This window comes from Bacillus sp. N13C7, from assembly GCF_026790065.1.
GTDB lineage: Bacteria > Bacillota > Bacilli > Bacillales > Bacillaceae > Bacillus.
In genome coordinates, this window is sequence record NZ_JALAMO010000023.1 from 1 (window position 1) to 25,226 (window position 25,226).

The 25,226-nt window shown below is 44.6% G+C and carries 27 protein-coding genes; 20 read left to right on the forward strand and 7 right to left on the reverse strand.

Annotation, left to right across the window (positions count from 1 at the left end; translation table 11 throughout):
• Positions 1–108: 108 nt before the first annotated feature.
• Both MOB98_RS19145 and MOB98_RS19150 read right to left on the reverse strand, forming a co-directional pair.
• Positions 109–786 carry a CidB/LrgB family autolysis modulator gene (locus MOB98_RS19145; RefSeq protein WP_268362034.1) on the reverse strand — a complete coding sequence of 226 codons (678 nt, stop codon included), beginning with the start codon at positions 784–786 and terminating at the stop codon, positions 109–111.
• Entirely contained in the window at positions 768–1,154 is a 387-nt protein-coding gene (locus tag MOB98_RS19150) for a CidA/LrgA family holin-like protein (protein WP_003222205.1), read from the reverse strand. Before MOB98_RS19150 ends, MOB98_RS19145 begins: the two co-directional genes overlap by 19 nt.
• Before the next feature lie 105 nt (positions 1,155–1,259).
• Between MOB98_RS19150 and cidR the strand changes: the two genes are divergently transcribed.
• From cidR to MOB98_RS19185, 7 genes are all read left to right on the forward strand, one after another.
• Positions 1,260–2,165: a cidABC operon transcriptional activator CidR gene (gene cidR, locus MOB98_RS19155; protein WP_268362037.1), complete on the forward strand. Its 906-nt coding sequence runs from the start codon at positions 1,260–1,262 to the stop codon at positions 2,163–2,165.
• A gap of 7 nt (positions 2,166–2,172) precedes the next feature.
• Positions 2,173–2,991 carry a hydroxyethylthiazole kinase gene (gene thiM, locus MOB98_RS19160; protein WP_268367310.1) on the forward strand — a complete coding sequence of 273 codons (819 nt, stop codon included), beginning with the start codon at positions 2,173–2,175 and terminating at the stop codon, positions 2,989–2,991.
• The gene (gene thiE, locus MOB98_RS19165; RefSeq protein ID WP_268367312.1) at positions 2,988–3,656 is read left to right on the forward strand and encodes a thiamine phosphate synthase; all 669 of its coding nucleotides are present in this window, start codon (positions 2,988–2,990) and stop codon (positions 3,654–3,656) included. Before thiM ends, thiE begins: the two co-directional genes overlap by 4 nt.
• A 156-nt stretch (positions 3,657–3,812) precedes the next feature.
• Positions 3,813–5,258: an FTR1 family protein gene (locus MOB98_RS19170; RefSeq protein ID WP_268367314.1), complete on the forward strand. Its 1,446-nt coding sequence runs from the start codon at positions 3,813–3,815 to the stop codon at positions 5,256–5,258.
• Positions 5,255–6,412, forward strand: coding sequence for an iron uptake system lipoprotein EfeM (gene efeM, locus MOB98_RS19175; protein ID WP_268361845.1), 1,158 nt, complete (start codon positions 5,255–5,257; stop codon positions 6,410–6,412). Before MOB98_RS19170 ends, efeM begins: the two co-directional genes overlap by 4 nt.
• 18 nt (positions 6,413–6,430) lie before the next feature.
• Complete coding sequence (gene efeB, locus MOB98_RS19180; protein ID WP_268361843.1) at positions 6,431–7,684, forward strand: iron uptake transporter deferrochelatase/peroxidase subunit; 1,254 nt, start codon at positions 6,431–6,433, stop codon at positions 7,682–7,684.
• A gap of 90 nt (positions 7,685–7,774) precedes the next feature.
• Positions 7,775–8,377 (forward strand): DsbA family oxidoreductase, encoded by a 603-nt coding sequence (locus MOB98_RS19185; protein ID WP_268361841.1) that lies wholly within the window; start codon positions 7,775–7,777, stop codon positions 8,375–8,377.
• 29 nt (positions 8,378–8,406) lie between these two features.
• On the opposite strand, the gene MOB98_RS19190 is transcribed toward MOB98_RS19185, so the two are convergent.
• The 3 genes from MOB98_RS19190 to slrA all read right to left on the reverse strand — a co-directional run bounded on the left by MOB98_RS19190 (position 8,407) and on the right by slrA (position 10,845).
• Complete coding sequence (locus tag MOB98_RS19190; protein ID WP_268361839.1) at positions 8,407–9,948, reverse strand: cation acetate symporter; 1,542 nt, start codon at positions 9,946–9,948, stop codon at positions 8,407–8,409.
• The gene (locus MOB98_RS19195) at positions 9,945–10,253 is read right to left on the reverse strand and encodes a DUF485 domain-containing protein (protein ID WP_268361838.1); all 309 of its coding nucleotides are present in this window, start codon (positions 10,251–10,253) and stop codon (positions 9,945–9,947) included. The genes MOB98_RS19190 and MOB98_RS19195 overlap by 4 nt, the downstream gene beginning before the upstream one ends.
• Positions 10,254–10,686: 433 nt before the next feature.
• Positions 10,687–10,845 carry a transcriptional regulator SlrA gene (gene slrA / locus MOB98_RS19200; RefSeq protein ID WP_003236045.1) on the reverse strand — a complete coding sequence of 53 codons (159 nt, stop codon included), beginning with the start codon at positions 10,843–10,845 and terminating at the stop codon, positions 10,687–10,689.
• Between the two features lie 351 nt (positions 10,846–11,196).
• On the opposite strand from slrA, the gene MOB98_RS19205 reads away from it, so the two are divergent.
• The 4 genes from MOB98_RS19205 to galT all read left to right on the forward strand — a co-directional run bounded on the left by MOB98_RS19205 (position 11,197) and on the right by galT (position 15,071).
• Positions 11,197–11,868 (forward strand): TetR/AcrR family transcriptional regulator, encoded by a 672-nt coding sequence (locus tag MOB98_RS19205; protein ID WP_268361835.1) that lies wholly within the window; start codon positions 11,197–11,199, stop codon positions 11,866–11,868.
• A 17-nt stretch (positions 11,869–11,885) separates the two neighbouring features.
• Entirely contained in the window at positions 11,886–12,269 is a 384-nt protein-coding gene (locus tag MOB98_RS19210) for a GtrA family protein (protein WP_268361850.1), read from the forward strand.
• A gap of 84 nt (positions 12,270–12,353) precedes the next feature.
• The gene (locus tag MOB98_RS19215) at positions 12,354–13,526 is read left to right on the forward strand and encodes a galactokinase (protein ID WP_268361833.1); all 1,173 of its coding nucleotides are present in this window, start codon (positions 12,354–12,356) and stop codon (positions 13,524–13,526) included.
• Between the two features lie 3 nt (positions 13,527–13,529).
• Positions 13,530–15,071 (forward strand): UDP-glucose--hexose-1-phosphate uridylyltransferase, encoded by a 1,542-nt coding sequence (galT, locus tag MOB98_RS19220; RefSeq protein WP_268361831.1) that lies wholly within the window; start codon positions 13,530–13,532, stop codon positions 15,069–15,071.
• Between the two features lie 71 nt (positions 15,072–15,142).
• Here galT and MOB98_RS19225 read toward each other — a convergent pair whose 3' ends face one another.
• Complete coding sequence (locus MOB98_RS19225; RefSeq protein ID WP_064816040.1) at positions 15,143–15,388, reverse strand: GlsB/YeaQ/YmgE family stress response membrane protein; 246 nt, start codon at positions 15,386–15,388, stop codon at positions 15,143–15,145.
• 511 nt (positions 15,389–15,899) lie between these two features.
• Between MOB98_RS19225 and qoxA the strand changes: the two genes are divergently transcribed.
• Genes qoxA through qoxD form a run of 4 tightly spaced genes read left to right on the forward strand, consistent with a single transcriptional unit; the run spans position 15,900 to position 19,846 of the window.
• Entirely contained in the window at positions 15,900–16,865 is a 966-nt protein-coding gene (qoxA, locus tag MOB98_RS19230; protein WP_268361848.1) for a cytochrome aa3 quinol oxidase subunit II, read from the forward strand.
• A gap of 27 nt (positions 16,866–16,892) precedes the next feature.
• Positions 16,893–18,842 (forward strand): cytochrome aa3 quinol oxidase subunit I, encoded by a 1,950-nt coding sequence (gene qoxB, locus MOB98_RS19235; protein WP_003222173.1) that lies wholly within the window; start codon positions 16,893–16,895, stop codon positions 18,840–18,842.
• A gap of 13 nt (positions 18,843–18,855) precedes the next feature.
• On the forward strand, positions 18,856–19,470 hold the full coding sequence (qoxC, locus tag MOB98_RS19240) for a cytochrome aa3 quinol oxidase subunit III (protein WP_003236031.1): 615 nt from the start codon (positions 18,856–18,858) through the stop codon (positions 19,468–19,470).
• A gap of 1 nt (position 19,471) precedes the next feature.
• The gene (qoxD, locus tag MOB98_RS19245) at positions 19,472–19,846 is read left to right on the forward strand and encodes a cytochrome aa3 quinol oxidase subunit IV (protein ID WP_268367316.1); all 375 of its coding nucleotides are present in this window, start codon (positions 19,472–19,474) and stop codon (positions 19,844–19,846) included.
• A gap of 241 nt (positions 19,847–20,087) precedes the next feature.
• Here the strand turns inward: qoxD and ywcE are convergent, their stop codons facing one another.
• Positions 20,088–20,351 carry a spore morphogenesis/germination protein YwcE gene (ywcE, locus tag MOB98_RS19250; RefSeq protein ID WP_268359801.1) on the reverse strand — a complete coding sequence of 88 codons (264 nt, stop codon included), beginning with the start codon at positions 20,349–20,351 and terminating at the stop codon, positions 20,088–20,090.
• Positions 20,352–20,579: 228 nt separating this feature from the next.
• Between ywcE and MOB98_RS19255 the strand changes: the two genes are divergently transcribed.
• The 5 genes from MOB98_RS19255 (at position 20,580) to MOB98_RS19275 (ending at position 25,144) form a co-directional block, all read left to right on the forward strand.
• Positions 20,580–20,891, forward strand: coding sequence for a GNAT family N-acetyltransferase (locus MOB98_RS19255; RefSeq protein ID WP_268359800.1), 312 nt, complete (start codon positions 20,580–20,582; stop codon positions 20,889–20,891).
• Positions 20,892–21,107: 216 nt separating this feature from the next.
• Positions 21,108–21,725 (forward strand): sterol carrier protein domain-containing protein, encoded by a 618-nt coding sequence (locus MOB98_RS19260; protein WP_268359804.1) that lies wholly within the window; start codon positions 21,108–21,110, stop codon positions 21,723–21,725.
• Between the two features lie 209 nt (positions 21,726–21,934).
• Positions 21,935–23,113, forward strand: a complete 1,179-nt coding sequence (rodA, locus tag MOB98_RS19265; protein WP_268359799.1) for a cell shape-determining peptidoglycan glycosyltransferase RodA — start codon at positions 21,935–21,937, stop codon at positions 23,111–23,113.
• A 105-nt stretch (positions 23,114–23,218) separates the two neighbouring features.
• Positions 23,219–23,968, forward strand: coding sequence for an oxygen-insensitive NADPH nitroreductase (nfsA, locus tag MOB98_RS19270; RefSeq protein ID WP_268359798.1), 750 nt, complete (start codon positions 23,219–23,221; stop codon positions 23,966–23,968).
• A 174-nt stretch (positions 23,969–24,142) separates the two neighbouring features.
• Positions 24,143–25,144, forward strand: coding sequence for an LLM class flavin-dependent oxidoreductase (locus tag MOB98_RS19275; protein ID WP_268359796.1), 1,002 nt, complete (start codon positions 24,143–24,145; stop codon positions 25,142–25,144).
• Positions 25,145–25,226: the final 82 nt, after the last annotated feature.

Consider the following 25,226-nt stretch of genomic DNA (forward strand, 5'->3'; position numbering starts at 1 on the left):
ACTAAACTAAACAACCAATCACCGATAAACTATCGGCAATTGGCTGTTTAAAAGGTGTTTTGATCCCTGTCTCAAAAACGGGGGTCAGTCCCTGAGAGGACAGTTTTTTTACATAAATGAAAGTAAAAACGGCGCCGCGCAAAGCGTCATAATCGCAGCTAAGATCATCGACACGCTGGAAATCGTGCCGGACACAGAGCTGAGCTCAAATGCTTTTGACGTTCCCGCTCCGTGTGCGCTTGTGCCGAGCAGCACGCCCCGCGCGATTTCGTTATCAATGCGGAAATAGCGGATGACCATCGGGCCGATCACTGTGCCGAACAAAGCGGTCAAAATCACAAACACAGCTGTGACGGCAGGCATTCCGCCGATCATTTCAGATACGTTCATCGCGATCGGCGTTGTCACTGATCTCGGGACGAGGCTGTCAATTAAGCCGGTGCCGAGGTGAAGCCATTTCGCAATAAGAGCGGTTGAAATAATCGCGATGCATGAACCGACGGCCACGTTCAAAATAATTTCGACTGCGTATTTCTTTAAAACAGGGAAATATTTATAAAGCGGGATCGCGAATGCCACGGTGGCCGGCTGAAGCATATCGGTCAGCAAGGCGCCGCCGAGATTATAGGACTCGTACGGGACATTCACCAGCAGCAGCAGGCCGACTAGCACAGCGGGCGTCACCAATAGCGGCGACGTATAGACACGCGGAAAGCGTTGATATACCTTTTTTGCTCCTAAATACACCAAAACCGTTAAAAACAAACTTACAATTCCGATGAACACGTATGCTTTTTCTCCTTTCTTTTTGCAATGATTTGTGTAAGCGTTCCTGTAGACACCATCACGACAAACGTGCTGATGATGACAACAAGCAGAATGCTGACACCAAATTTCGACATAATGTCTCCGTATTCAATCACTCCGACGGCAGACGGGATAAAAAATAAAAGCAGCTCCCCGAGAAGCCACGCTGCGCCAAGCTCTATCCATTCAAGCTTGATGATCTTAAAGTGTAATAATGTGAAAAGAATCACAATCCCAATTATACTGCCGGGAATATTTATATGAAGAAGGGCTGTCACCCAATTAATCAGCCGAGCAAATATAAATAACAGAGCGATTTGAATAACGGTTAGCAACAGTTTTTTCATATTGATGCCTCCCTTATATTCCTATTGTACATAAGGTCTCGATATAGGTAAAATATATATTAAGAATAATAAGTATTCCTTTTGTCTATAGAAAGGGTGAAGCACATGGATATCCGCCATTTAACATATTTCTTGGAAGTCGCCCGTTTAAAAAGCTTTACGAAGGCTTCCCAATCTCTTTATGTTTCTCAGCCGACAATATCAAAAATGATTAAAAATTTAGAAGAGGAGCTCGGGATCGAACTGTTTTACCGAAACGGCAGGCAGGTGGAACTGACTGATGCCGGCCAGAGCATGTATGTGCAGGCCCAGGAAATCATTAAATCATTTCAAAACCTGACGTCAGAATTAAATGATATTATGGAGGTCAAGAAAGGGCACGTGCGGATCGGGCTGCCGCCGATGATCGGATCAGGGTTTTTTCCAAGAGTGCTCGGCGATTTCCGTGAAAACTATCCGAATGTTACCTTTCAGCTAGTTGAAGACGGTTCTATCAAAGTCCAAGAAGGTGTCGGGGATGGCTCTCTTGATATCGGCGTTGTGGTTCTTCCTGCAAACGAAGATATATTTCATTCGTTTACAATTGTAAAAGAGACCTTAATGCTTGTCGTTCATCCTTCCCACCCGCTGGCAGATGAAAAGGAGTGCAGGCTGCGTGAGTTGAAGGACGAGCCTTTTATTTTCTTCAGGGAGGATTTTGTCCTGCACAATCGAATTATGACGGAATGTATCAAAGCTGGATTCCGGCCTCACGTCATTTATGAAACCTCACAATGGGATTTTATTAGTGAGATGGTGTCAGCCAACCTTGGAATCGGGCTTTTGCCGGAACGAATCTGCCGCGGCCTTGACCCGGAAAAAGTGAAGGTCATTCCGCTTGTCGATCCGGTCATCCCTTGGCATCTCGCTATTATTTGGAGAAAAGACCGCTACTTGTCCTTTGCGGCCAGAGCTTGGCTTGAACATACGAAATCGTATTTATGGGACCCAAAAAAAGATAGTAAAGGATGATGCAAACATGGATGCACAATCAGCAGCAAAATGTCTTACTGCTGTCCGCCGGCATAGCCCTCTGGTGCACAGCATAACCAATAATGTCGTAACGAATTTTACAGCAAATGGCCTGCTCGCCCTCGGCGCATCACCCGTTATGGCGTACGCGAAAGAAGAGGTCGCCGACATGGCGAAGATTGCGGGTGCGCTCGTATTAAATATCGGGACGCTGAGCAAGGAATCAGTTGAAGCAATGATCATCGCGGGTAAATCAGCTAATGAACATGGCGTCCCTGTCATTCTAGACCCTGTCGGTGCAGGAGCAACACCGTTCCGCACGGAATCGGCACGCGACATCATCCGTGAGGTGCGCCTCTCTGCGATCAGAGGGAACGCGGCAGAAATTGCCCATACCGTCGGCGTTACCGATTGGCTGATCAAAGGTGTTGATGCAGGAGAAGGCGGAGGCGACATGATTCAGCTGGCCCAGCAGGCGGCACAAAAGCTAAGCACGGTCATTGCCATCACTGGCGAAGTCGATGTCATAGCTGACCCGTCAGACGTATTTACCCTTCATAATGGCCACAAGCTGCTGACGAAAGTAACAGGCGCCGGATGCCTGCTGACATCTGTTGTCGGTGCGTTTTGCGCCGTAGAAGAAAATCCATTGTTTGCTGCTATCGCTGCCATTTCTTCATATGGCGTTGCAGCTCAGCTTGCCGCACAGCAGACGGCTGACAAAGGTCCGGGAAGCTTTCAGATTGAATTGCTGAACAAGCTTTCCTCTGTTACTGAACAAGACGTCCAAGAGCTGGCGACAATCGAAAGGGTGACTGTTTCATGACACGTATTTCTCGGGAAATGATGAAAGATCTATTATCTGTTTACTTTATTATGGGATCAAACAATACAAAAGCCGATCCCGTCACAGTTGTACAACAAGCGTTAAAAGGCGGCGCCACGTTGTTTCAATTTCGTGAAAAGGGCGGGGATGCGCTGGCAGGAGATAAGAGGATTGAATTCGCTAAAAACGTGCAGGAAGTCTGTCGTGAAGCGGGTGTTCCTTTCATTGTCAATGATGATGTGGAGCTGGCCCTGGCGCTGAAGGCTGACGGTGTCCACATCGGTCAGGAAGACGCCAACGCCAAAGAAGTAAGAGACGCTATAGGCGATATGATTCTTGGTGTTTCTGCCCATACAATGTCTGAGGTGAAGCAAGCTGAAGTAGATGGCGCGGATTATGTCGGGCTCGGGCCAATCTACCCGACGGAAACGAAAAAGGATACGAGAGCTGTACAGGGAGTATCTCTTATCGAAGCGGTTCGCCGCCAAGGCATCGGTATTCCAATTGTAGGCATCGGCGGCATTACAATCGAAAATGCCGCACCTGTTATCCAAGCGGGAGCGGACGGTGTCAGTATGATCAGCGCCATCAGTCAGGCGGAGGATCCAGAAGGCGCAGCACGCAAGTTTCATGAAGACATTCAAACGTATAAAAAGGGAAGATAAACGTACGTCTTCCCTCAAAAGGCTGTCCTGTAAAGGACAGCCTTTTTGCTGTGGGATCAAGGTTTTCAGACCTTCAAATTTTAATTGACAAAGAACAGGAACTGGCTATGATTATGATATATAATGATAATCATTTTCAGTTATAGGAGGAACATGATGGCTCGGGTGCTGGCACTTATTTTATTCAGCTTGTCGATGGTTTTCGGTTTTGCGGCGCATGCGAAGGACGATCCGATCGCTGCACTGATTCAATTAAACAAGCAAATGATCGCATCCGTAAAAGACGGAGATGTAGACTCGGCACAACAAACATTTGAAACATTCAAGGCGAAGTGGAAAAAAGAAGAACCTACTATCAAAAAGGAAAACCTTTCTTCTCACAGCAAGATGGACTCGAATATCGCAATGATTTCTCTTTCTTTCGTCAATCAAGACGCAGAAAAACTCAAAACGCAACTTGAAGAGCTTTCCTCTCATTTAGAAACCTATCAGCAGGCTGTCGTACTGAAAAAGACATCCTCGGGTCAATCAAGGGCGTCCTTAACAGCCTATATACAAGGCTTAAAAGATACAAAACAGCTAATAGAAAAAAACCAATTGGGTCAAGCATCGTCAGCAATCGACAATTTGATTACATCCTGGCTGGCTGTAGAGGGGGACGTCGTATCCCAATCGAAAGAAGCCTATACGACATCAGAGGAAAACCTGGCGCTGATGAAGGCTGAGATCGACAGTCATCCCGAAAAGGTATCAAAGCAAATTGACGAAATGATTCAGTTGCTCGAGCCGATCGCATCGAGCAGCTACAGCTGGTGGGATGCGGCGCTGATCCCGATTCGTGAAGGGATGGAAGCCCTGCTTGTCATCGGGGCGCTTTTAACCATGACAAAAAAAGCGCGTGTCACACGTTCCACGGCATGGATCTGGGGCGGGGCGTCCGCCGGCATGGTTGTTTCCTTGGCAGCCGGCATCGGTGTCACGCTTCTGTTCTCCTCCAACATATTCGGGGAAAACAATTTCTTGCTTGGCGGGATCACCGGTGTACTGTCCGCAGTCATGCTTTTGTATGTCGGGGTGTGGCTGCACAGAAATGCCTCAATGGATAAATGGAGAGAAAAAATCAACATCCAGAAATCACAGGCGCTGAAAAAACGAAGCCTGCTATCCTTCGCACTCATTGCATTTCTGGCGGTTGTAAGAGAAGGGCTTGAAACGGTCATCTTTTTCATCGGGCTTGTCGGGAAGCTTCCGCTCACTGAACTGGTCGGCGGAACTGCCGCGGGGCTTATCGTTCTCGTCATCGCCGGTATTCTGATGATTAAGCTCGGAATGCGGATTCCACTGAAGCCGTTCTTTCTTTTATCCATGGCGGTTGTCCTGTATATGTGCGTGAAATTTCTCGGAACCGGCGTTCACAGCCTTCAGCTGGCGGGCATTCTCCCGTCTGATGCAGAGAGCTGGCTGCCGTCCGTATCGATGCTTGGAATTTATCCGTCCGTGTACAGCACGATTCCGCAATTGCTGATCCTGTTCTTTTTACTGATTGCGCTTATCTCAGAAGCGGCAAAACATTTTACAAACGGAAAGGAACTGACAAAATGAATTTTATAAAAATCGCTGTATCAGCCGGATGCATCCTTGCACTGTGCGCAGGATGCGGAGCCAACGACACATCCTCAACCAAAGACAAAGCTTCATCTGAAAAAAGCGGGGTCAACAAAGAGATCGCCGCATCCGTAGATAAGATGGAAACCATCATTTCCAAGCTGAATGATTCAGCAGAAAAAGGAGACCAAAAAGAGATTGAAAAGAAGGGAAAAGAGTTAAACAGCTACTGGCTTTCCTTTGAAAACGATATCCGCGGCGACTATCCGTTCGAATATACAGAAATCGAAAAGCATCTTCAGCCCATCTACACAGAAGCGCAGAAAGACAAACCGGATACAGATAAAATCAAGACAGAATCTGAGTCACTAAAAGTGTCCTTAGAAGACCTGACGGAAGCGAAGAAGAGCAGCAAAAAGGCAAGCGATCAGCTGGAAAAAGCAGCCGATGAATATAAAAGCTATGTCAAAGAGCAGAGCGATCAGCTTGTAAAAGCGACTGAAGCATTTACAAGCGCTGTGAAATCCGGCAATATCGAAAAGTCCAAAACGTTATATGCGAAAGCGCGTGTTTATTACGAGCGAATCGAACCGATCGCTGAAAGCCTCGGAGATCTTGATCCGAAAATTGACGCCCGTGAAAACGATGTAGAAGAAGGGGACAAATGGACAGGCTTCCATAAGCTTGAGAAAGCCATCTGGAAGAACCGAAATATTTCCGGGGAAAAGGCAACAGCTGACCAGCTTCTCAAGGATGTTAAAGAGCTTGACGGTTCAATTCAATCCCTGGCATTAACACCTGAACAAATTGTAGCAGGCGCAATGGAGCTTTTAAACGAAGCCGGCATTTCGAAAATCACGGGAGAAGAGGAGCGCTACTCACGAATCGATTTAGTAGACCTTATGGCGAATGTGGAAGGCTCAGAAGCTGTTTATCAAACAGTGAAAAGCGCACTTGTAAAAGATCACTCTGACCTGACGGAAAAGCTGGATACGGAGTTCAGCGATTTTGAAGTTTTAATGGCAACATACAAAACAAATGATCAGTCCTATACGTCTTATGATAAATTAAGTGAAGAGCAAATCAGAGAGCTGAGCACAAAGCTGACGACTCTTTCTGAAACCATGTCGAAGATTGCGAATGTGCTATAAAAGGAGTTTTGTAACAGCATGAGCGATGAACAAAAAAAGCCAGAACAACAAATTCACAGACGGGACATTTTAAAATGGGGAGCGATGGCAGGCGCGGCCGTTGCGATCGGTGCCAGCGGACTCGGCGGTCTTGCTCCGCTTGTTCAGACCGCGGCTAAGTCATCGAAAAAGGACGAAAAAGAAGATGATCAGGTCGTTCCGTTTTATGGAAAGCATCAGGCCGGAATCACAACTGCCCATCAGACGTACGTCTATTTTGCCGCGCTTGATGTAACTGCAAAAGAGAAGGCTGACATCATTACATTATTCAGAAACTGGACAAGTCTGACACAGATGCTGACGTCTGGCAAGAAAATGTCGGCTGAGCAGAAAAATCAATATCTGCCGCCGCAGGATACAGGTGAATCCGCTGATTTATCCCCTTCCAACTTAACGGTCACATTCGGATTCGGACCTGGCTTTTTTGAAAAAGACGGAAAGGACCGCTTCGGGCTGAAAAGCAAAAAACCGAAGCACCTTGCCGCTCTTCCTGCGATGCCGAATGACAACCTGGATGAAAAGCAGGGAGGCGGAGACATCTGCATTCAAGTATGCGCAGACGATGAGCAAGTGGCGTTTCACGCGGTGCGGAATCTGCTCAATCAAGCAGTTGGCACCTGTGAGGTCCGCTTTGTGAACAAAGGCTTTTTAAGCGGAGGAAAAAATGGTGAAACGCCGCGCAATCTCTTTGGATTTAAAGATGGAACAGGCAACCAGAGCACGAAGGATGACAACTTGATGAACTCCATCGTGTGGATTCAATCGGGAGAGCCTGATTGGATGGCGGGCGGCACCTATATGGCCTTTCGGAAGATCAAAATGTTCCTTGAGATTTGGGATCGCTCTTCCCTCAAGGATCAGGAGGATACCTTTGGCCGGAGAAAAAGCTCGGGAGCGCCTTTCGGTCAGAAAAAGGAAACAGATCCTGTGAAGCTGAATCAAATCCCGCCAAATTCACACGTCAGCCTTGCGAAATCTACGGGAAAACAAATTTTGCGGAGAGCCTTCTCTTACACGGAAGGACTTGATCCGAAAACTGGCTATATGGATGCGGGCCTCCTCTTTATCAGCTTTCAAAAAAATCCCGACAATCAGTTCATCCCCATGCTGAAGGCCCTTTCGGCAAAGGATGCGTTAAACGAATACACGCAAACAGTCGGTTCTGCTTTATATGCATGCCCAGGCGGCTGTAAAAAAGGAGAATATATTGCCCAGCGTTTGCTGGAATCATAAAGAAGCCTTTATATCGGCTTCTCTTTTAAAAAAATAGTTGTAACTTTAATAGTTACAGTTTAAAATCAACCTATACGAAAGGAGATTATCATGACAGTACACATCAAAGTTTATTCAGATTACGTCTGCCCATTTTGTTTCATTGGAAAAGCTGCTTTTGAAGAAGCGATGAAAGGAAAGGATGTTGAAGTTGAGTGGATGCCGTTTGAACTGCGCCCAAGCCCATCACCTCAGCTTGACCCGGTCAATGATCCTTCTAAACAGTACATGTGGCAGACATCGATTCAGCCAATGGCGGACAAATTGGGAGTCGAAATCAATTTTCCAAACATCTCGCCACATCCATATACAGATTTGGCATTTGAAGGCTTTCACTTTGCAAAGGAATTTGATAAAGGATATGAATACAACACCCGTGTCTTTCAGGCATTTTTCCAAGAGGGCAAAAATATTGGGGACATTGACATCCTGACAAAGCTTGCCGAGGAAGTGGGCCTAGATGGATCCTCATTTAAATCCGCACTGGAATCAAGAACATATCAGGACGTGCAGCGTCAGGCCTTAAAGCACGCCTATGAAGAGGCTGACATCACGGCGGTTCCAACCTTTATCATTGGAGACACCGTTATTCCCGGCGCTGCCGGCAAGGACGTATTTGAAAAAGCGATTTCTGACGAACAGCAGAAAAAGTAAGAAAAAGCTCTCAATAATAGAGAGCTTTTTTACTCCTGTTCCATATGAATGCCAGTGTGCGCCTTTACCTGTATTTCGGCAAAAGTATCTTCATCAACTGTTTTATGAGACGACAGCACTGTTCCGAGCCATGCGCCCAGGAAGCCGAGCGGAATGGAAATAATGCCTGGATTAGAAAGCGGAATAAGCGGATCACCGGTGAAAATAGCACCTCCGGCCGGGTCCCACACACTAGGGCTCATCGACACCAGCACAAGCGCGCTGATCAGGCCTGTCAGGCTGCCCCATAAAGCGCCTGAGGCATTGAATCTCTTCCAGAAGACTGTAAATACAATCAGCGGAAGGTTTGCGCTGGCCGCTACCGCAAACGCAAGTGCAACAAGGAACGCCACATTTAAAGACTGCGCAAAAATCGCAAGGAGAATCGAGAGCACTGACACGGCGACAGAAGCCCACCTGGCCGCTTTCATCTGTTCTTTTTCAGTTGCTTCTCCCTTTCTGATGATCTGACTGTAAATATCATGGGCGAATGCAGAGGCGGCAGACAGCACCAATCCTGTCACGACCGCTAAAATGGTTGCAAAAGCGATGGCTGACACAAACGCGAACAGAAAATCTCCACCGAGCGCTTTAGCCAAAAGCGGAGCCGCCATATTTCCCGCTGGATCAGCGGCCGTAATCGCATCAAAACCGACAAACGCAGCCGCGCCAAATCCGAGAAATACCGTCATAATGTAAAATACACCGATAATCCATGTCGCTGAAACAACAGATGCCCTGGCCGTCTTGGCATCCTTAACGGTATAAAACCGGATCAAAATATGCGGAAGCCCGGCGGTTCCCAGCATCAGTGCCAAGTTTAACGATAGTGTCTCAAGAGGCACCTTATATTTATTTCCGGGATTTAAGAAATCAGCGCCAAGCGGAGTTGCCGTTTTCATCTGCTCAAACATAGTATTGAGGTTAAAGCCGAATTTCGAAAACACGATGATTGAAATCACGAGTGTGCCGGCCATCAGCAACACGGCTTTAATAATTTGAACCCAGCTTGTCGCGATCATGCCGCCAAACACGACATAAATGGTCATCAGCACTCCGACGATGAGGACGGCCGCGGTATAATCCAGCCCAAGCAGCAGTTTAATCAGCGCGCCCGCCCCCACGAGCTGGGCGATCATATAAAAAGTAGAGATGGCAATGGTATTGAGAGCCGCGACACCGCGGATTTTCTTTTCTTTAAAACGAGCCGCAATCATGTCCGCCATCGTATACTTTCCAAGATTCCGAAGCGGTTCTGCCACGATATACAAGACAACGAGATAAGCCACCAGAAAACCGATGCTGTAAAAAAAACCATCAAATCCATATAAGGCAATCATTCCGGCAATCCCCAGAAACGAGGCGGCAGACATGTAGTCGCCGGCAATTGCCAGTCCATTCTGTACACCGGTGAGCCCGCCGCCCGCCGTATAAAACTCACTCGTTGTTTTCGTCTTTCTTGCGGCAAAATACGTGATGATCAGCGTCAGGCCGACGATCGCTAAAAACAAGAGAAAAGCCGTCATATTCATGTCTGTTCACCCTTTATGTCCGCCTTTAAGCCGCTTACATATAGATCGAAATGTGCTGCCTTTCGGGAATACACCGTACTCAGTATCCAGGTCATGGCGAATTGGGCGATGGCAAACAGCCAAGCCCATGAAATAGCACCAATGGCCGGCGCATTCAAAAAGGTGAAATAAGACGTCAAAACAGGAAGCGAAAAATAAAAGACAAAAAAGAAAATCGCAGAAGGAACAATAAAAGCGCGTTTCTGCTTTAAAAAAGCTTGAAAAGCCGGAGTTGCAGCAATCTGTTTGTAATCAGCTTTGTACATGGCTATCCTCCTTTTATTCGCTGAATATAAGCAAAAAGGTACACCAATAGGTATGTACTGAAAGTCTGATTTATGCGTTGAAGAACATCTGGAGAATGAAAAAAGAAGGAAATGGTGTAGGAGCACGCGGTATAAAGACAGGCGAAGGTTTTCCAGCTCGCCGCGTTATACGAGTGTGCTTTCAAAACCTCACCGAATGCAGCTTGTACTACGCAAAGCTGCTGTTTACCAAAGCCCGGTTACTATGTTCGCATCACCTCTTTATGACAATGCATGTGCCAAGAGGTGATCGCATCACCGGCTGTCTGTCGTATGTAGCTGACACACCGTTTGTCCTCAAGCTCGGCGCAGCAATTGCTTTCGAATAGAGGATATGGTGAAAACTCAGATCAGATGATAGAAAAGCCAGAGGTAATAGATCCGCCTGTTTGGATTAGTCTTGGCGGACGGTTTTTTTGTGATTATTCTTTCTCAATGCTGTCTCAGATTCTAAAAACTGCCTCACATCACGAATGCCTAATCCAATAGATCTAGCTTCTTGTATTAACATATGCCAATCTTTGTCCAAATCTTTTTTAACATGAGTTTTCATAGTAACCTCCAATTGTATAAAATGTTTTCCTGCAACATGCGGGCAAATAAAGCAAGCCGGCGCGATGATGAGGCGAGTACAACAAATTTCACACATAGTTGCTCGGTGTTCACAAACTGAAGGAAAAACCACCTACCTATTCCCTAAAAAAATGACTAATATAACCATTGAACCTTATTTATAATAATAAACAATTAAATACTGACTGGATAGTATGTAAATGAAAATAAATCAATTAGCCTATTAAAAATGACCCCTTAAAAACCGAATAGCATAAGCTTTCGAAGAAATAAATACCGCTAAAGATTGATCCGTTGTAAGATAAGAGTAATCATATTGCTGGAGAAAAAAATGAAAAAAAACAAATTTCAAATTAAAAGAGAAGCAACATTTGAAAGTTTTATAGACGCTGGCTTAAATTTGTTGATTGACCGAGCGTATGACCTGGTTTCTATAGAGGACATCAGCAGAGCGGCCGGGTACAGTAAAGGAGCGTTTTATGTTCATTTTGTCAGCAAGGAGGACTTTCTGCAGCGTCTTCTCGAGAAACGTCAGATGAAAAAAGAAATCATCATAGGGCATCTTGATCAAATGGAGCAGAACTCAGTGAAACCGCTGACATTGGACGAGGCTGCAAAACATGCCGCAGAGCTGCTTTATTCCTATTACATAAATAAACCGTCGTGGGACATTACCTCGTTTGCCATGAATATGCCGACATACCAAGTCCTTCAGAAATGCAAGGCCTATGTCCAGCTATATGAATTGTGGGTGGAAGAAAATGCGTTATATATTAAATGGCTGAAGGAGAGAAAACTGATTGACTCCTGTATTGATCAGGAATATACGGCTAAAATAATATGTGCAGTGCTCGACGGAATCATCAAACAATCATTTGTATTGGGCCAGCCCGCCACATTCCGGAGCTTTTTAGACGCACTCTCGGTTTTTTTTACTCTGGATAGAGAGCATGTGAGCCCAAGAATGTTGAAAAGATTTTCAGAAAGCGAGGAACATCAGTGAAGTATAGAGAAATGATTATGTATATCATTATGGGGGTTTTCACAACCATTGTGAACATCGCCAGCTTTTATATATTGGTAGAGATCATAAATATGGATTACAAAGCCGCTACTGTCGCCGCTTGGATTTTGTCCGTGCTGTTTGCATACATCACAAATAAATTATATGTGTTTCAGCAAAAAACACATGACCTGCAAAGCCTGCTGAAAGAGATCACGGCCTTTTTCAGCGTTCGGGTCCTGTCTCTCGGCATAGATTTAGGCATGATGATCATTCTTGTCGGCCAGTTCAATACAAATGAAACCTTGGCAAAAATACTCGACAACGCGGTTATTGTTGTCGTTAACTATGCCGCAAGCAAATGGCTCGTCTTTAAAAAGACAAAAGAAGAAGGGGTATGACAGGGGACAGCAGCATATGATCTACAGTTTTCACTGAAGAAATAAGGGGAAATAAAAAAATAAAACAATGAAGGGTGATTGCACATGCGGGAAGAGCTAAAGGGGATATTTGCAAGTGTGTTCGGAGAAAAAAAGGGGTTACGGTTTTTTTTCGCACCTGGAAGAGTGAATCTGATTGGGGAACATACAGATTATAACGGCGGGCATGTGTTTCCGTGCGCGCTGACAATGGGTACATATGCTGCTGTCGCAGAAAGAAAAGATGGGGTTTTCCGGATGTATTCAGACAACTTTAAAGACGCGGGGATCAAGGAATGCAGCCTTGATGACATCCGCTATCAAAAAGAAGACGACTGGGCGAACTATCCGAAAGGCGTCATTTATGAATTTCAGCAAAGGGGCTATTCAGTTCCCCATGGCTTTGACATTGTGTTTTCAGGGAATATTCCGAACGGGGCGGGACTCTCGTCATCTGCTTCTATTGAGCTGCTGATGGGTGTCGTGCTTCAAAGCTATTTTCATCCTGAAGTGAAAGCGCTTGAACTTGTAAAAATGGCGCAGCATGCAGAAAACACATTTATCGGTGTCAATTGCGGAATCATGGACCAATTTGCAATCGGAATGGGGAAAGAACATCATGCGATGCTATTGAACTGTGACACGCTGGACTATGAATATAGCAAACTCGATGTCTCAGGCCTCGCGCTGGTCATTGCGAACACGAACAAAAAAAGGGCATTGGCAGACTCAAGCTATAATACGAGACGCCAAGAGTGCAATGATGCACTGCTTGATTTGCAAAAAGCACTCGATATTGTCTCGCTGGGCGACATCAAGCCTTCTGATTTCGATGCGCATTCCAGCCTGATCCAAAATGAAACGAACAGACGCAGGGCAAAGCACGCTGTTTATGAAAATCACCGTGCTGTCAAAACGGCCCGTATGTTCAAAGAAAACAATATAGATGAAATCGGGCGGTTAATGAAGGAATCCCATCTATCATTGAAGGATGATTATGAAGTGACATGCCCTGAACTTGATGAGCTTGTGTTTGCGGCGTGGGACCATGAAGGCGTGATTGGATCAAGAATGACGGGAGCAGGCTTCGGCGGCTGCACGATCAGCATTGTAGAAGATGCGTTTGTTGATGATTTTATCCAAAAGGTTGGAGACAAGTATCAAGAAAAAACAGGGCTCAAAGCGGATTTTTATGTCGCTGATATCGGAGAGGGAGCGAGAGAGCTAAAGGGGGAGTGACACATGAGTATTGTTGAACATCTGGAACAGCTGCTAGAGTATGGCTTAGAACGAAAACTGATCTCGATCTGGGACCGGGAATATACGAGAAACCGACTTTATGAAGCGTTGGACATCAAACATCCCGAGCCGGTCTCCCGCACTTGGATCAAGCAGGCACAGAACCTGCCGGACTTGCTTGCGCCCATTTACAAATGGGCGGCAGAAACCGGCCGAATAGAAGCGGATACAGACACATATCGTGACTTGCTCAGTGCAAAGCTGATGGGATGTTTCGTTCCTGCTCCGTCTGAGGTCATTCGCAAGTTTGAAGAGACAAAAGCATTATACGGCCCGAAACAGGCGACAAAGGAATTCTATCAATACTCAGAGGATGTCTACTATATCCGGACTGACAGGATTGCCAAAAATGTTCATTGGACGGTGCCGACTCAATATGGCGAGCTGGAAATGACCATTAATCTGTCAAAGCCTGAAAAGGACCCAAAAGCGATTGCGGCTGCAAAAGAGCAGGCGCAGACCAATTACCCGATGTGTTTGCTGTGCAAAGAGAATGTCGGATTTGAGGGAAGCGTAAATCATCCCGCCCGCCAAAATCACAGAATTATTCCGGTCATTCTGAAAGACGAGGAATGGTATTTGCAGTTCTCGCCATATGTCTATTATCCAGAGCATTGCATCGTCTTAAAAGGTGAACATGAACCGATGGAGATCAGCAGAAAAACGTTTGAAAGGCTGCTGTCATTTCTCGGGCAATATCCGCATTATTTTATCGGTTCAAACGCGGATCTGCCAATCGTCGGCGGCAGTATCCTAAGCCACGATCATTTCCAAGGCGGGGCGCACGATTTTCCGATGGCGCGTGCAGAAGCGGAAAACGTATATGAATTAATTGATCATCCCGGTGTGTCGCTGGGCTTAGTGAAGTGGCCGATGTCCGTGCTCAGGCTCCGAGGAGACAAACCGGATCAAGTCGCCGAAGCTGCGGATCATATATTCCGCACGTGGCAAACGTATTCCGATGAAAAAGCCGGCATAGCTGCTTATACAGGCGATACGCCCCATAATACGGTCACGCCGATTGCGCGGCGCAGGGGAGATTTGTATGAACTCGATATCGTACTAAGAAACAACCGGACGGATGAGAAGCATCCATTGGGTATATTTCATCCCCATCAGGAAGTTCACCACATTAAAAAAGAAAATATCGGCCTGATTGAGGTCATGGGATTGGCGATATTGCCGGGCCGCTTACAGGAAGAAATGAAAGAAACGGCAGCGGCACTATGTTCGGCTGATCCAAAAACAGCTTTAGACCAAAATCCGCTCACAGCAAAACATAAGGAGTGGGCTCTTCGGCTGATGGAAAAAAGAACCATAACAAAAGAGAATGCGGAACTGGTCATAAAGGAAGAGCTTGGACATGTATTTGCCCGCATTCTTGAACACGCCGGTGTATTTAAACAGACAACGGAAGGAAAACAGGCCTTCAGCAGGTTCATTGATCATTTAGGCGTCAAACCAGTCAAAAGCCTCAACCACTAGGGTTGAGGCTTTTTCGATTTAGATGGCAAAAACAAACGCCCAAAGCGCGTACGCTTCAGGCGCTGTCTCTCTTATCCTCTTTTTCTGGTTAGCAGGCTTACTAAGAATACAACAATAGCCGCTCCGATTATCGCTGGAATGATGGCAAATCCGGCTAGATGCGGCCCCCATGTTCCGAGAAGCCCGTGGCCGATCCAGGCGCCAATAAGACCTGCGATCATAGACCCAATAATTCCTCCTGGCATATCTCCTTTAACAAACAGGCTTCCAAGCCAGCCGATAATAATAGCGACGATAAGTGAAATAATAAAACTCATCATGCAACACATCCTATTATATTTATTTGCTTATATCATTCCTCCTTTTTGTATAAGATAAACAATTGGATGCTCTCTTAAAAAATGGGAACAGTTTGGAGCATATCGACGCCTTATTGAGCCTTTTCTTTCAATATTTGATGCGTTAAAATGGAAGCCGTGTGAAAAGATGCTAGACAAGGAAAAATTAATTCCTTTCTAGAAAGTTTAACAAAATGAAACTTTTGATTGACCTAAGTTTTTTATTGTGGTAAACCTTTATTTGTCAGAATTAGTTCTTCATCATCTTTCTTTACTTATATGCGGAAATAACTAGAAACTTTTCATCTTAAGCGATAGATGTGAATAAAGTTGGAGCAATTTTTGTCGATTTTATGACATTTAAGCGAAAATGGGATGAAGTTTATAAAAAAATAAAGCTAATAAGTGAACTTTTTGATAGCATAACAAAGTAGAGAAAAGATTTTGAGGAAGTATGCACTTCAGATTTATTACATCAATAGGAAGGATGGTGATCTTCTTGTTCAGAGCATTAAAACCGTTGCTTGTATTAGCGCTGTTAACTGTGGTTTTCGTCCTTGGGGGATGCAGCAATGCTTCAGTACTAGATCCGAAAGGGCCTGTAGCTGAACAGCAAAGTGATTTAATCCTGTTATCTATCGGATTTATGCTGTTTATTGTCGGGGTCGTCTTTGTTCTATTTACCATTATTTTAGTAAAATACCGCGACCGTAAAGGCAAAGATAATGGATCTTATAACCCAGAAATTCATGGTAACACGTTCTTAGAAGTAGTCTGGACAGTGATCCCAATTTTAATCGTCATTGCACTTTCTGTGCCAACCGTACAGACGATATATTCGTTAGAAAAAGCTCCTGAAGCAACAAAGGACAAAGAGCCTCTAGTTGTTTATGCTACTTCGGTAGACTGGAAATGGGTATTCAGCTACCCTGAACAGGATATTGAAACGGTCAACTACTTAAACATTCCTGTCGACCGCCCAATCTTGTTCAAAATCTCATCTGCAGATTCAATGGCTTCGCTATGGATTCCTCAGCTTGGAGGACAAAAATATGCGATGGCAGGAATGCTGATGGATCAATACTTACAGGCTGATAAAGTGGGAACTTACGAAGGACGCAACGCGAACTTCACAGGTGAACATTTTGCAGACCAAGAGTTTGATGTGAATGCTGTAACAGAAAAAGACTTTAACAGCTGGGTGAAAAAGACTCAAAATGAGGCTCCTAAGCTGACAAAAGAGAAGTATGATCAATTAATGCTTCCTGAAAATGTGGACGAATTAACGTTCTCTTCTACTCACTTAAAATACGTTGATCACGGACAAGACGCTGAATACGCGATGGAGGCCCGTAAACGCCTTGGCTATCAAGCCGTTTCACCGCACTCTAAAACTGATCCGTTTGAAAACGTAAAAGAAAATGAATTTAAGAAGTCTGATGATACAGAAGAATGATATTGATCAGGAAAGGAGGAAGCCCGCATGAAATTCAAATGGGATGAATTTTTCGTAACTGGTGACCCATTAATTCTGGGCGCACAAGTTTCCATTGCGCTTTCAACCATTGCCATCATTTTTGTACTGACTTACTTCAAAAAGTGGAAATGGCTCTGGTCCGAATGGATAACTACTGTTGACCATAAAAAACTCGGAATCATGTACATTATATCTGCTGTAATTATGTTATTCCGCGGCGGTGTCGACGGTCTGATGATGCGTGCCCAGCTAGCGCTTCCGAATAACAGTTTTTTAGACTCAAACCACTATAATGAAATTTTTACAACTCACGGTACAATCATGATCATCTTCATGGCGATGCCGTTTTTAATCGGTCTTATCAACGTTGTTGTACCTCTTCAAATCGGTGCTCGCGACGTTGCGTTCCCTTACTTGAACAACCTTAGCTTCTGGACGTTCTTCGTAGGGGCGATGCTTTTCAATATTTCTTTCGTTATCGGAGGTTCTCCGAACGCAGGCTGGACAAGTTACATGCCGCTTGCAAGTAATGATATGAGCCCTGGGCCGGGTGAGAACTACTACCTCCTCGGACTTCAGATTGCCGGTATCGGTACCCTGATGACAGGGATCAACTTTATGGTAACAATCTTAAAAATGAGAACAAAAGGCATGACATTAATGCGTATGCCAATGTTCACATGGACAACACTGATCACAATGGTTATTATCGTGTTTGCGTTCCCTGTACTTACAGTAGCTTTAGCACTTTTATCATTTGATCGTTTGTTCGGTGCTCACTTTTTCACATTGGAAGCAGGCGGTATGCCGATGCTTTGGGCTAACTTGTTCTGGATTTGGGGACATCCTGAAGTATATATCGTTATTCTTCCGGCATTCGGTATTTTCTCTGAGATTATCTCAAGCTTTGCAAGAAAACAATTGTTTGGTTACACAGCGATGGTTGGTTCTATTATCGCCATCTCCGTATTGAGTTTCCTAGTTTGGACTCACCACTTCTTCACAATGGGGAACAGTGCGTCCGTTAACTCTTTCTTCTCAATTACGACAATGGCTATCTCGATTCCGACCGGGGTTAAAATCTTTAACTGGCTCTTTACCATGTATAAAGGCCGAATCAGCTTTACAACGCCTATGCTGTGGGCGCTTGCGTTCATTCCTAACTTCGTAATCGGCGGGGTTACAGGGGTTATGCTTGCGATGGCAGCAGCGGATTATCAATACCATAATACGTACTTCCTGGTATCTCACTTCCACTATGTGCTGATCGCAGGTACTGTATTTGCTTGTTTTGCCGGATTTATTTTCTGGTATCCAAAAATGTTCGGCCACAAGCTGAACGAAAGAATCGGAAAATGGTTCTTCTGGATCTTTATGATCGGGTTCAATATTTGTTTCTTCCCGCAATATTTCTTGGGGCTTCAAGGCATGCCTCGCCGTATTTACACATACGGACCGAATGACGGCTGGACAACATTGAACTTTATTTCAACTGTCGGAGCTTTCATGATGGGTGTAGGATTCTTGATCCTTTGCTATAACATCTACTACAGCTTCCGCTACTCTACTCGTGAAATCAGCGGAGATTCATGGGGTGTGGGACGCAGTCTTGATTGGGCGACTTCTTCTGCGATTCCGCCGCATTATAACTTTGCGGTGCTTCCTGAAGTCAAATCTAAAGATGCATTCCATCATATGAAAGAAGAAAAAACCGAGTTATACCCTGAAAGCAAATTCAAGAAAATCCATATGCCAAGCAACTCTGGCAGACCGTTCTTTATGTCTGTTGCCTTCGGTATTGCCGGCTTTGGACTTGTCTTTGAATGGTACTGGATGGGCGTAGTCGGATTGATCGGAGTCCTGCTCTGCATGGTTCTGCGTTCATTCGAATACGACAACGGCTATTACATTAGTGTTGATGAAATAAAAGAGACGGAAAGAAAGATTTCCGAATAAGGAGGCGTGAGTTATGGAACATGCAGAACACGGCAATTCTAACGCGCCTATGGAATATCAATCTGAAACCGGCAGACTTAATATTCTCGGGTTTTGGATCTTTTTAGGGGCAGAAATTGTGTTGTTCTCAACACTATTTGCAACCTTCTTCGTTCTTCAAAACAGAACAGCAGGAGGTGTCTTACCGGACGAACTATTTGAAGTGAATCTGGTAATGATTATGACGTTCTTGCTGCTTATCAGCAGCTTTACCTGCGGGATCGCTGTTCATGAAATGCGCCGCGGAAGTTTAAAAGGCGTAGTCATTTGGACAATTATTACTCTTCTTCTTGGCGCCGGCTTCGTCGGTTGCGAGATCAACGAGTTTGTCCACTATGTACATGAAGGAGCATCTCTCGGTACAAGTGCGTTCTGGTCTGGATTCTTTGTTTTACTTGGAACTCACGGAACTCACGTAACAATCGGTATTTTCTGGATTACAGGAATTCTGATTCAGTTGAAGAAACGCGGCTTAACTCCGCAAACTTCATCTAAAATCTTTATCTCAAGCTTGTACTGGCACTTCTTAGATGTTGTATGGATTTTCATCTTTACAGGTGTCTATCTCATGGGATTGGGGGGTCTGTAAAATGGCAAACAAATCTGCTGAACACAGTCACTTTCCATGGAAGCACATTGTAGGTTTTGCACTGTCTATCGTTTTGACCCTGCTGGCTCTATGGGTTGCAGTGTATACTGACCTAAGCTCATCAGCAAAACTTTGGATCATTTTCGGCTTTGCCTTCATTCAGGCGGCGCTGCAGCTTCTCATGTTCATGCACATGACAGAGAGCGAAAACGGCGGTATCCAAGTCGGAAACACGCTGTTCGGATTCTTTGGCGCGATCGTTATCGTGCTTGGATCCATCTGGATTTTTGCGGCTCACTATCACCATGGTGACCATATGGATGGAAATCCTCCTGGAGGCGCTGGACACACAGAGCATTCAGGCCATAACGAATAATACAAAAACCCTCTTCGTTAGAAGAGGGTTTTTATTATTAGCAAAATCCCAAAACGAAATTTTTTTGGGATTTTATCATTTGTTCAGCGTGATTGAAAACCCTTGAAGTCTAGGAAGGACGAGCATTGGAGCACAGCGAATGCAGCAATTCGTGAGCACTAACGCGCAGGACTGACAACGAATGCGAGGGTTTGTCGACACGCTGAAACCCTCTTCGTTAGAAGAGGGTTTTTTGCTGTCCTCAGCTGCTTCGCTTTCTGCGAAGATACGGAAGACCGTAAATGATAAATGCAGCGATATGAGCGACAATGACGTTGACGGCAAACAAGATAATCATGAGAGTATGTCCTAGTGGAGAAAGGCTTTCTGTTGCGTAAAAGTAGAAGAAGACCCACATTAAGATGATTGGCGGAATAGCTGAGAGTGCGACTTTTTTGTTATCAAGCCAAATAAAGAGAGGAGTTGCGCTGGCAACCAATAAGTAAGCAAAAAACATGTCCATCATACCCGTCTCCTTTCATTTTGTGATAACGTTTACAAAAATGAAATAGAGGAACTGAGTTGTGTCTGTTTTGTGGTTGTTTTGTGAACATTCTGTTACAATTATTATACCATGTTTTCCAGAAATTGATACACGTTTTTGAAAAAATGAGTTAGACCTATCGTCTTATTTTTAAACGCTGTAAGATAGGAGAATGTACGGAGCTTTCTTTTTAAAAAAAGGAGGATGCAGATGTATCAGGTAATAAAGCTTGAAAGAGAAGATTGGCGAGAAGTGATCCGCATGTCTGAATATGCTTTTCAGAAAGAACTCAGTGATGAGGAACGAGAAGAGAAAGTAAAAGCTTTAGAGAACCATTACATCATCGGAATGAAGGAACAAGAGAAACTCTTCTCTAAGCTTCACATTATTCCCTTTTCTGTCATGCTTGAGGAGCAGGAGATGAAGATGGGAGGTATTGCTGGGGTGGCAACCTGGCCTGAATACAGAAGAAAAGGAACAGTAAAGGAACTTATTCGGAACGCTCTCACGGTCATGAAGTAAGAAAACCAAACCATCAGCTTTTTGCATCCGTTCCTAATCTCCTTTTACCGCAAATTTGGCTGGGAACTTTGTTTCTATCAAAAACGTCTGACTTACCTTAAAGAACAATTGCAAAAGCTAGGTGATACCTCTGGATACATGAGGAGGCTTCAAGAGAATGAAACAGATGCAGTGAATGCCATTTATAATCAGTATAGAACGAAGCATAATGGGCTAATGAAACGTTCAAAGGAGCACTGGACAGAGAAGATCGATGGTATGAAGGCTATGTATATCTCTGAAGATGGAGTGTCTTGTGGATATCTTGTGTATGACATTAAAAATAAAACGATGCGAGTTAAAGAATTTGTTTATTTGAACAGGGAGGCCCAGAGAGGCTTGTGGAATTTTATTTGCCAGCATGATTCGATGCTAAATGAAGTAGAACTGACTGTACAAATGGAGGAAGATCTTGATTTTTTAACTGCCGAACCCCGGGTCAAACAAGTGATATATCCTTATAGTATGGCGCGCATCGTTGACGTTGAAGGTTTTTTACGGGAATATCCAAAATCTCGGCTGACAGCTCCCTTTGACTTTAAGGTGACGGATCAATGGGCCCCGTGGAATCAACAGACTTTCCGTGTCGAGTCCCAGCAGGTGCAGATCATTCCGGAAGAGTCATCTGACCATCTAATAGAATGCAGCATATCTTCTTTAACCGCTTTCTTCCTAGGTGCCAGGAGTGCTCGTTTCCTTTTTGAAACAGGCATGATAAAAGGACCGGTATCGGAAATCAAACGGCTTGATGACGAATTTCAATTAAAACCTCCATTTCTTATGGATTTCTTTTAACCCCTTTTATAGTGGGGTTTTTTTCATTTGAAAAGTTTTGTGTCATTCGAAACGTTTTGGTTTATGATACGTCATATTTCGTGTAGCTGAAAAAGCGCTGTAGATGCGCAAAAAACATAAAAGGAAACGAGCTTCACGTGTCATCTTGATCGAGGTTCATGTATAATAAACATTAGTGATTTTCCGATGAAAATGTAAGGCGGGATAGAATGGGTCGATATAAGAAACAGCAAAGCCCCTTTTACCAGGGGGATTTGATTTTTATATTTGGTGTGTTTTTTATTATAAGCGTAGTATCAATTTATGCTGCTGGTCAATTTGGACAGTACGGGAACACGGATTGGATACAGCAAATTGTGTTTTATTTATTGGGAGCTGTTGCCATCACAGTCCTTTTGTACTTTGATTTAGAACAGCTTGAAAAATTAAGTTTATATATTTTTATCATTGGTATTTTATCTTTGATTATTCTTAAGATTAGTCCTGAGTCCATCGCACCTGTCATTAAAGGCGCAAAAAGTTGGTTTAGGTTTGGGAGAATAACCATACAGCCGTCAGAGTTCATGAAGGTTGGTTTGATTATGATGCTAGCTTCAGTCATCGGAAAAGCCAATCCTAAAGGAGTCCGGACGCTTAGAGATGATATTCACCTGTTATTAAAGATTGCGGGTGTCGCAGTTATCCCTGTTGGTCTTATCCTGATGCAGGATGCTGGGACTGCGGGAATATGTATGTTTATCGTTCTTGTAATGGTTTTTATGTCAGGGATCAATTGGAAACTGATAACAATCATTGCTGGTTCAGGTATCTTACTCATTTCATTAATTTTATTAGTAATGATAAACTTTCCCGACGCTGCTAAATCAGTTGGAATACAGGAATATCAAATTAAGAGGGTTACTTCTTGGGTTTCTGATTCAAATGACACACAGAATGATGATAGCGGGTGGCAAGTTGATCAAGCTATCATGGCTATAGGATCTGGTGGCATTTTAGGAAATGGCATTTCTGATTTAAAGGTTTATGTTCCAGAAAGTACAACTGACTTCATCTTCTCTATCATAGGTGAATCCTTTGGATTTTTAGGCTGTGCCTTTGTCGTCATCATGTTCTTCTTCTTAATCTACAGGCTTGTCGTTCTGATTGACAAAATACATCCGTTTAACCGTTTCGCTTCTTTCTTTTGCGTTGGCTATACAGCATTAATTGTGATACACACATTCCAGAATATCGGAATGAACATCGGTATTATGCCTGTTACCGGGATTCCGCTGCTGTTTGTCAGCTACGGGGGAAGCTCTACACTTTCCACGCTGATTGGCTTCGGGATTGTGTATAATGCAAGTGTGCAGCTGACGAAATACAGAAGCTATCTCTTTAATTCTTAAGATAAAGACAGCCTTTAAAGAGGCTGTCTTTTTTTGTTTAGAGCATTTCGCTTTTGAGTTCACTTTTTTTCGGATATGATAAAAACAGATAAGGAGGTTCTTGTGATGAATAACACAATTGAAACCATTTTGAATCATCGGTCCATCCGGTCTTTTACAGATCAGCTTTTGACTGCTGAGGAAATTGATACATTAGTGAAAAGTGCACAGGCTGCGTCAACGTCCAGCTACGTACAGGCATATTCGATTATCGGGGTTTCCGATCCTGAGAAAAAACGCGAGCTGTCTGTGCTTGCCGGAAATCAGCCTTACGTTGAGAACAACGGACACTTTTTTGTATTTTGTGCGGACTTGCATCGCCATCAAAAACTGGCTGAGGAAAAAGGCGAAAACATTTCTGAGCTGCTTGAAAATACGGAAATGTTTATGGTGAGCTTGATTGATGCGGCGCTGGCAGCGCAAAATATGAGCATTGCCGCTGAATCTATGGGGCTGGGCATTTGCTATATCGGTGGTATTCGAAACGAACTGGACAAGGTGACAGAGGTGCTGCAAACGCCTGACCATGTGCTTCCGCTTTTCGGTCTGGCAGTGGGCCATCCTGCCAACCTTTCCGGCAAAAAACCGAGATTGCCAAAACAGGCGGTCTATCATGAGAATACGTATAATGTGAACACAGACGATTTCCGCAATACGATGGATGCGTATGATCAAACCATTTCTGATTATTATAGAGAAAGAACAAACGGCCAGCGTGTGGAAACGTGGTCTGACCAGATTCTGAACTTTATGAAGCAGAAGCCGCGTACGTATTTAAATGACTATGTGAAAGAAAAAGGTTTTAATAAGAACTAAAGCAAACCTCTCCGGTTCGGAGAGGTTTTCATGTTTCACGTGTAACATATTCCGACAAATAGAGACATGTTGTCACAAATAAATGGCGAATGATCGGGAGACAATGATAAGCATGTGAGCGGCTTTGGAGAAAAAATAGGGGATCAGTGATACGATGAGAATGAGGTGGTAGGGATGATTTCATTAAGTATATTAGATCAATCTCCGGTATCAGAAGGCAGCTCTGCAGAAACAGCATTGCAGCAAACCGTTGCGCTTGCGCAAGCTGCTGAGGACCTTGGATATAAGAGATTTTGGGTGTCTGAACACCATTTTTCAAAGCGGCTGGCAGGATCAAGCCCAGAAGTGCTGATTAGTCATATAGCGGCGAAAACGGATCGAATCCGTGTTGGGTCAGGCGGCGTCATGCTGCCGCACTACAGCGCTTATAAAGTAGCTGAGAATTTCCGTGTGCTGGAAGGGCTGGCACCGGGAAGAATTGATCTGGGGCTTGGCAGAGCACCAGGTGGAATGCCGATTGCATCATGGGCGCTGAATGACGGCGGGAAGCGGAATGCCGATCAGTATCCGCAGCAAATCGAGGAGCTGACCATGTATTTGCATGATTTGGCGGATGACAAACATCGTTTTCCGAATCTGACGGCAGCGCCGCATATTTCAACCGCACCTGATGTGTGGCTGCTTGGCTCATCTGGAGAAAGCGCGCTGCTTGCCGCTGATTCGGGTGCTGGCTATATGTTTGCCCACTTTATCAATGGGGAGGGCGGTGAGGATACAGTCAGGCAGTATAAAAGACGATTCAATCCGTCTGTATTAGGAGACACGCCCCGAGCGGCAGTCGCTGTTTTCGTTCTTTGTGCTGACACGGAGGAGAAGGCAGAGGAGCTTGCGGCTGTGCTTGATTTTACGCTTTTAGCAGGGGAGCAGGGCATTCCTTTAAAAGGTGTTCCTTCGTATGAAGCTGTTCGGAAAAATACGTACTCCCCTTATGAACAGAGACGTATTGCTGATAATCGAAATCGAATGATTGTCGGCACGAAAGAACAGGTGAAGGAGCAGCTGCTGGCTTTGAGTAAAGCGTATGAAACAGAGGAAATCATGGCGGTGACCATCACACACCATTTTGAAGATAAGCTCCATTCTTACCGCTTGCTGCAGGAGGCATTTGCGAATTAATAGCTGAAAAAGCCCCGCCGAATTGAAGTGACCCCTGTCAAGTAGACAGTGTTAAAAAGATACTAAGCAGCCTGAGTCCTGT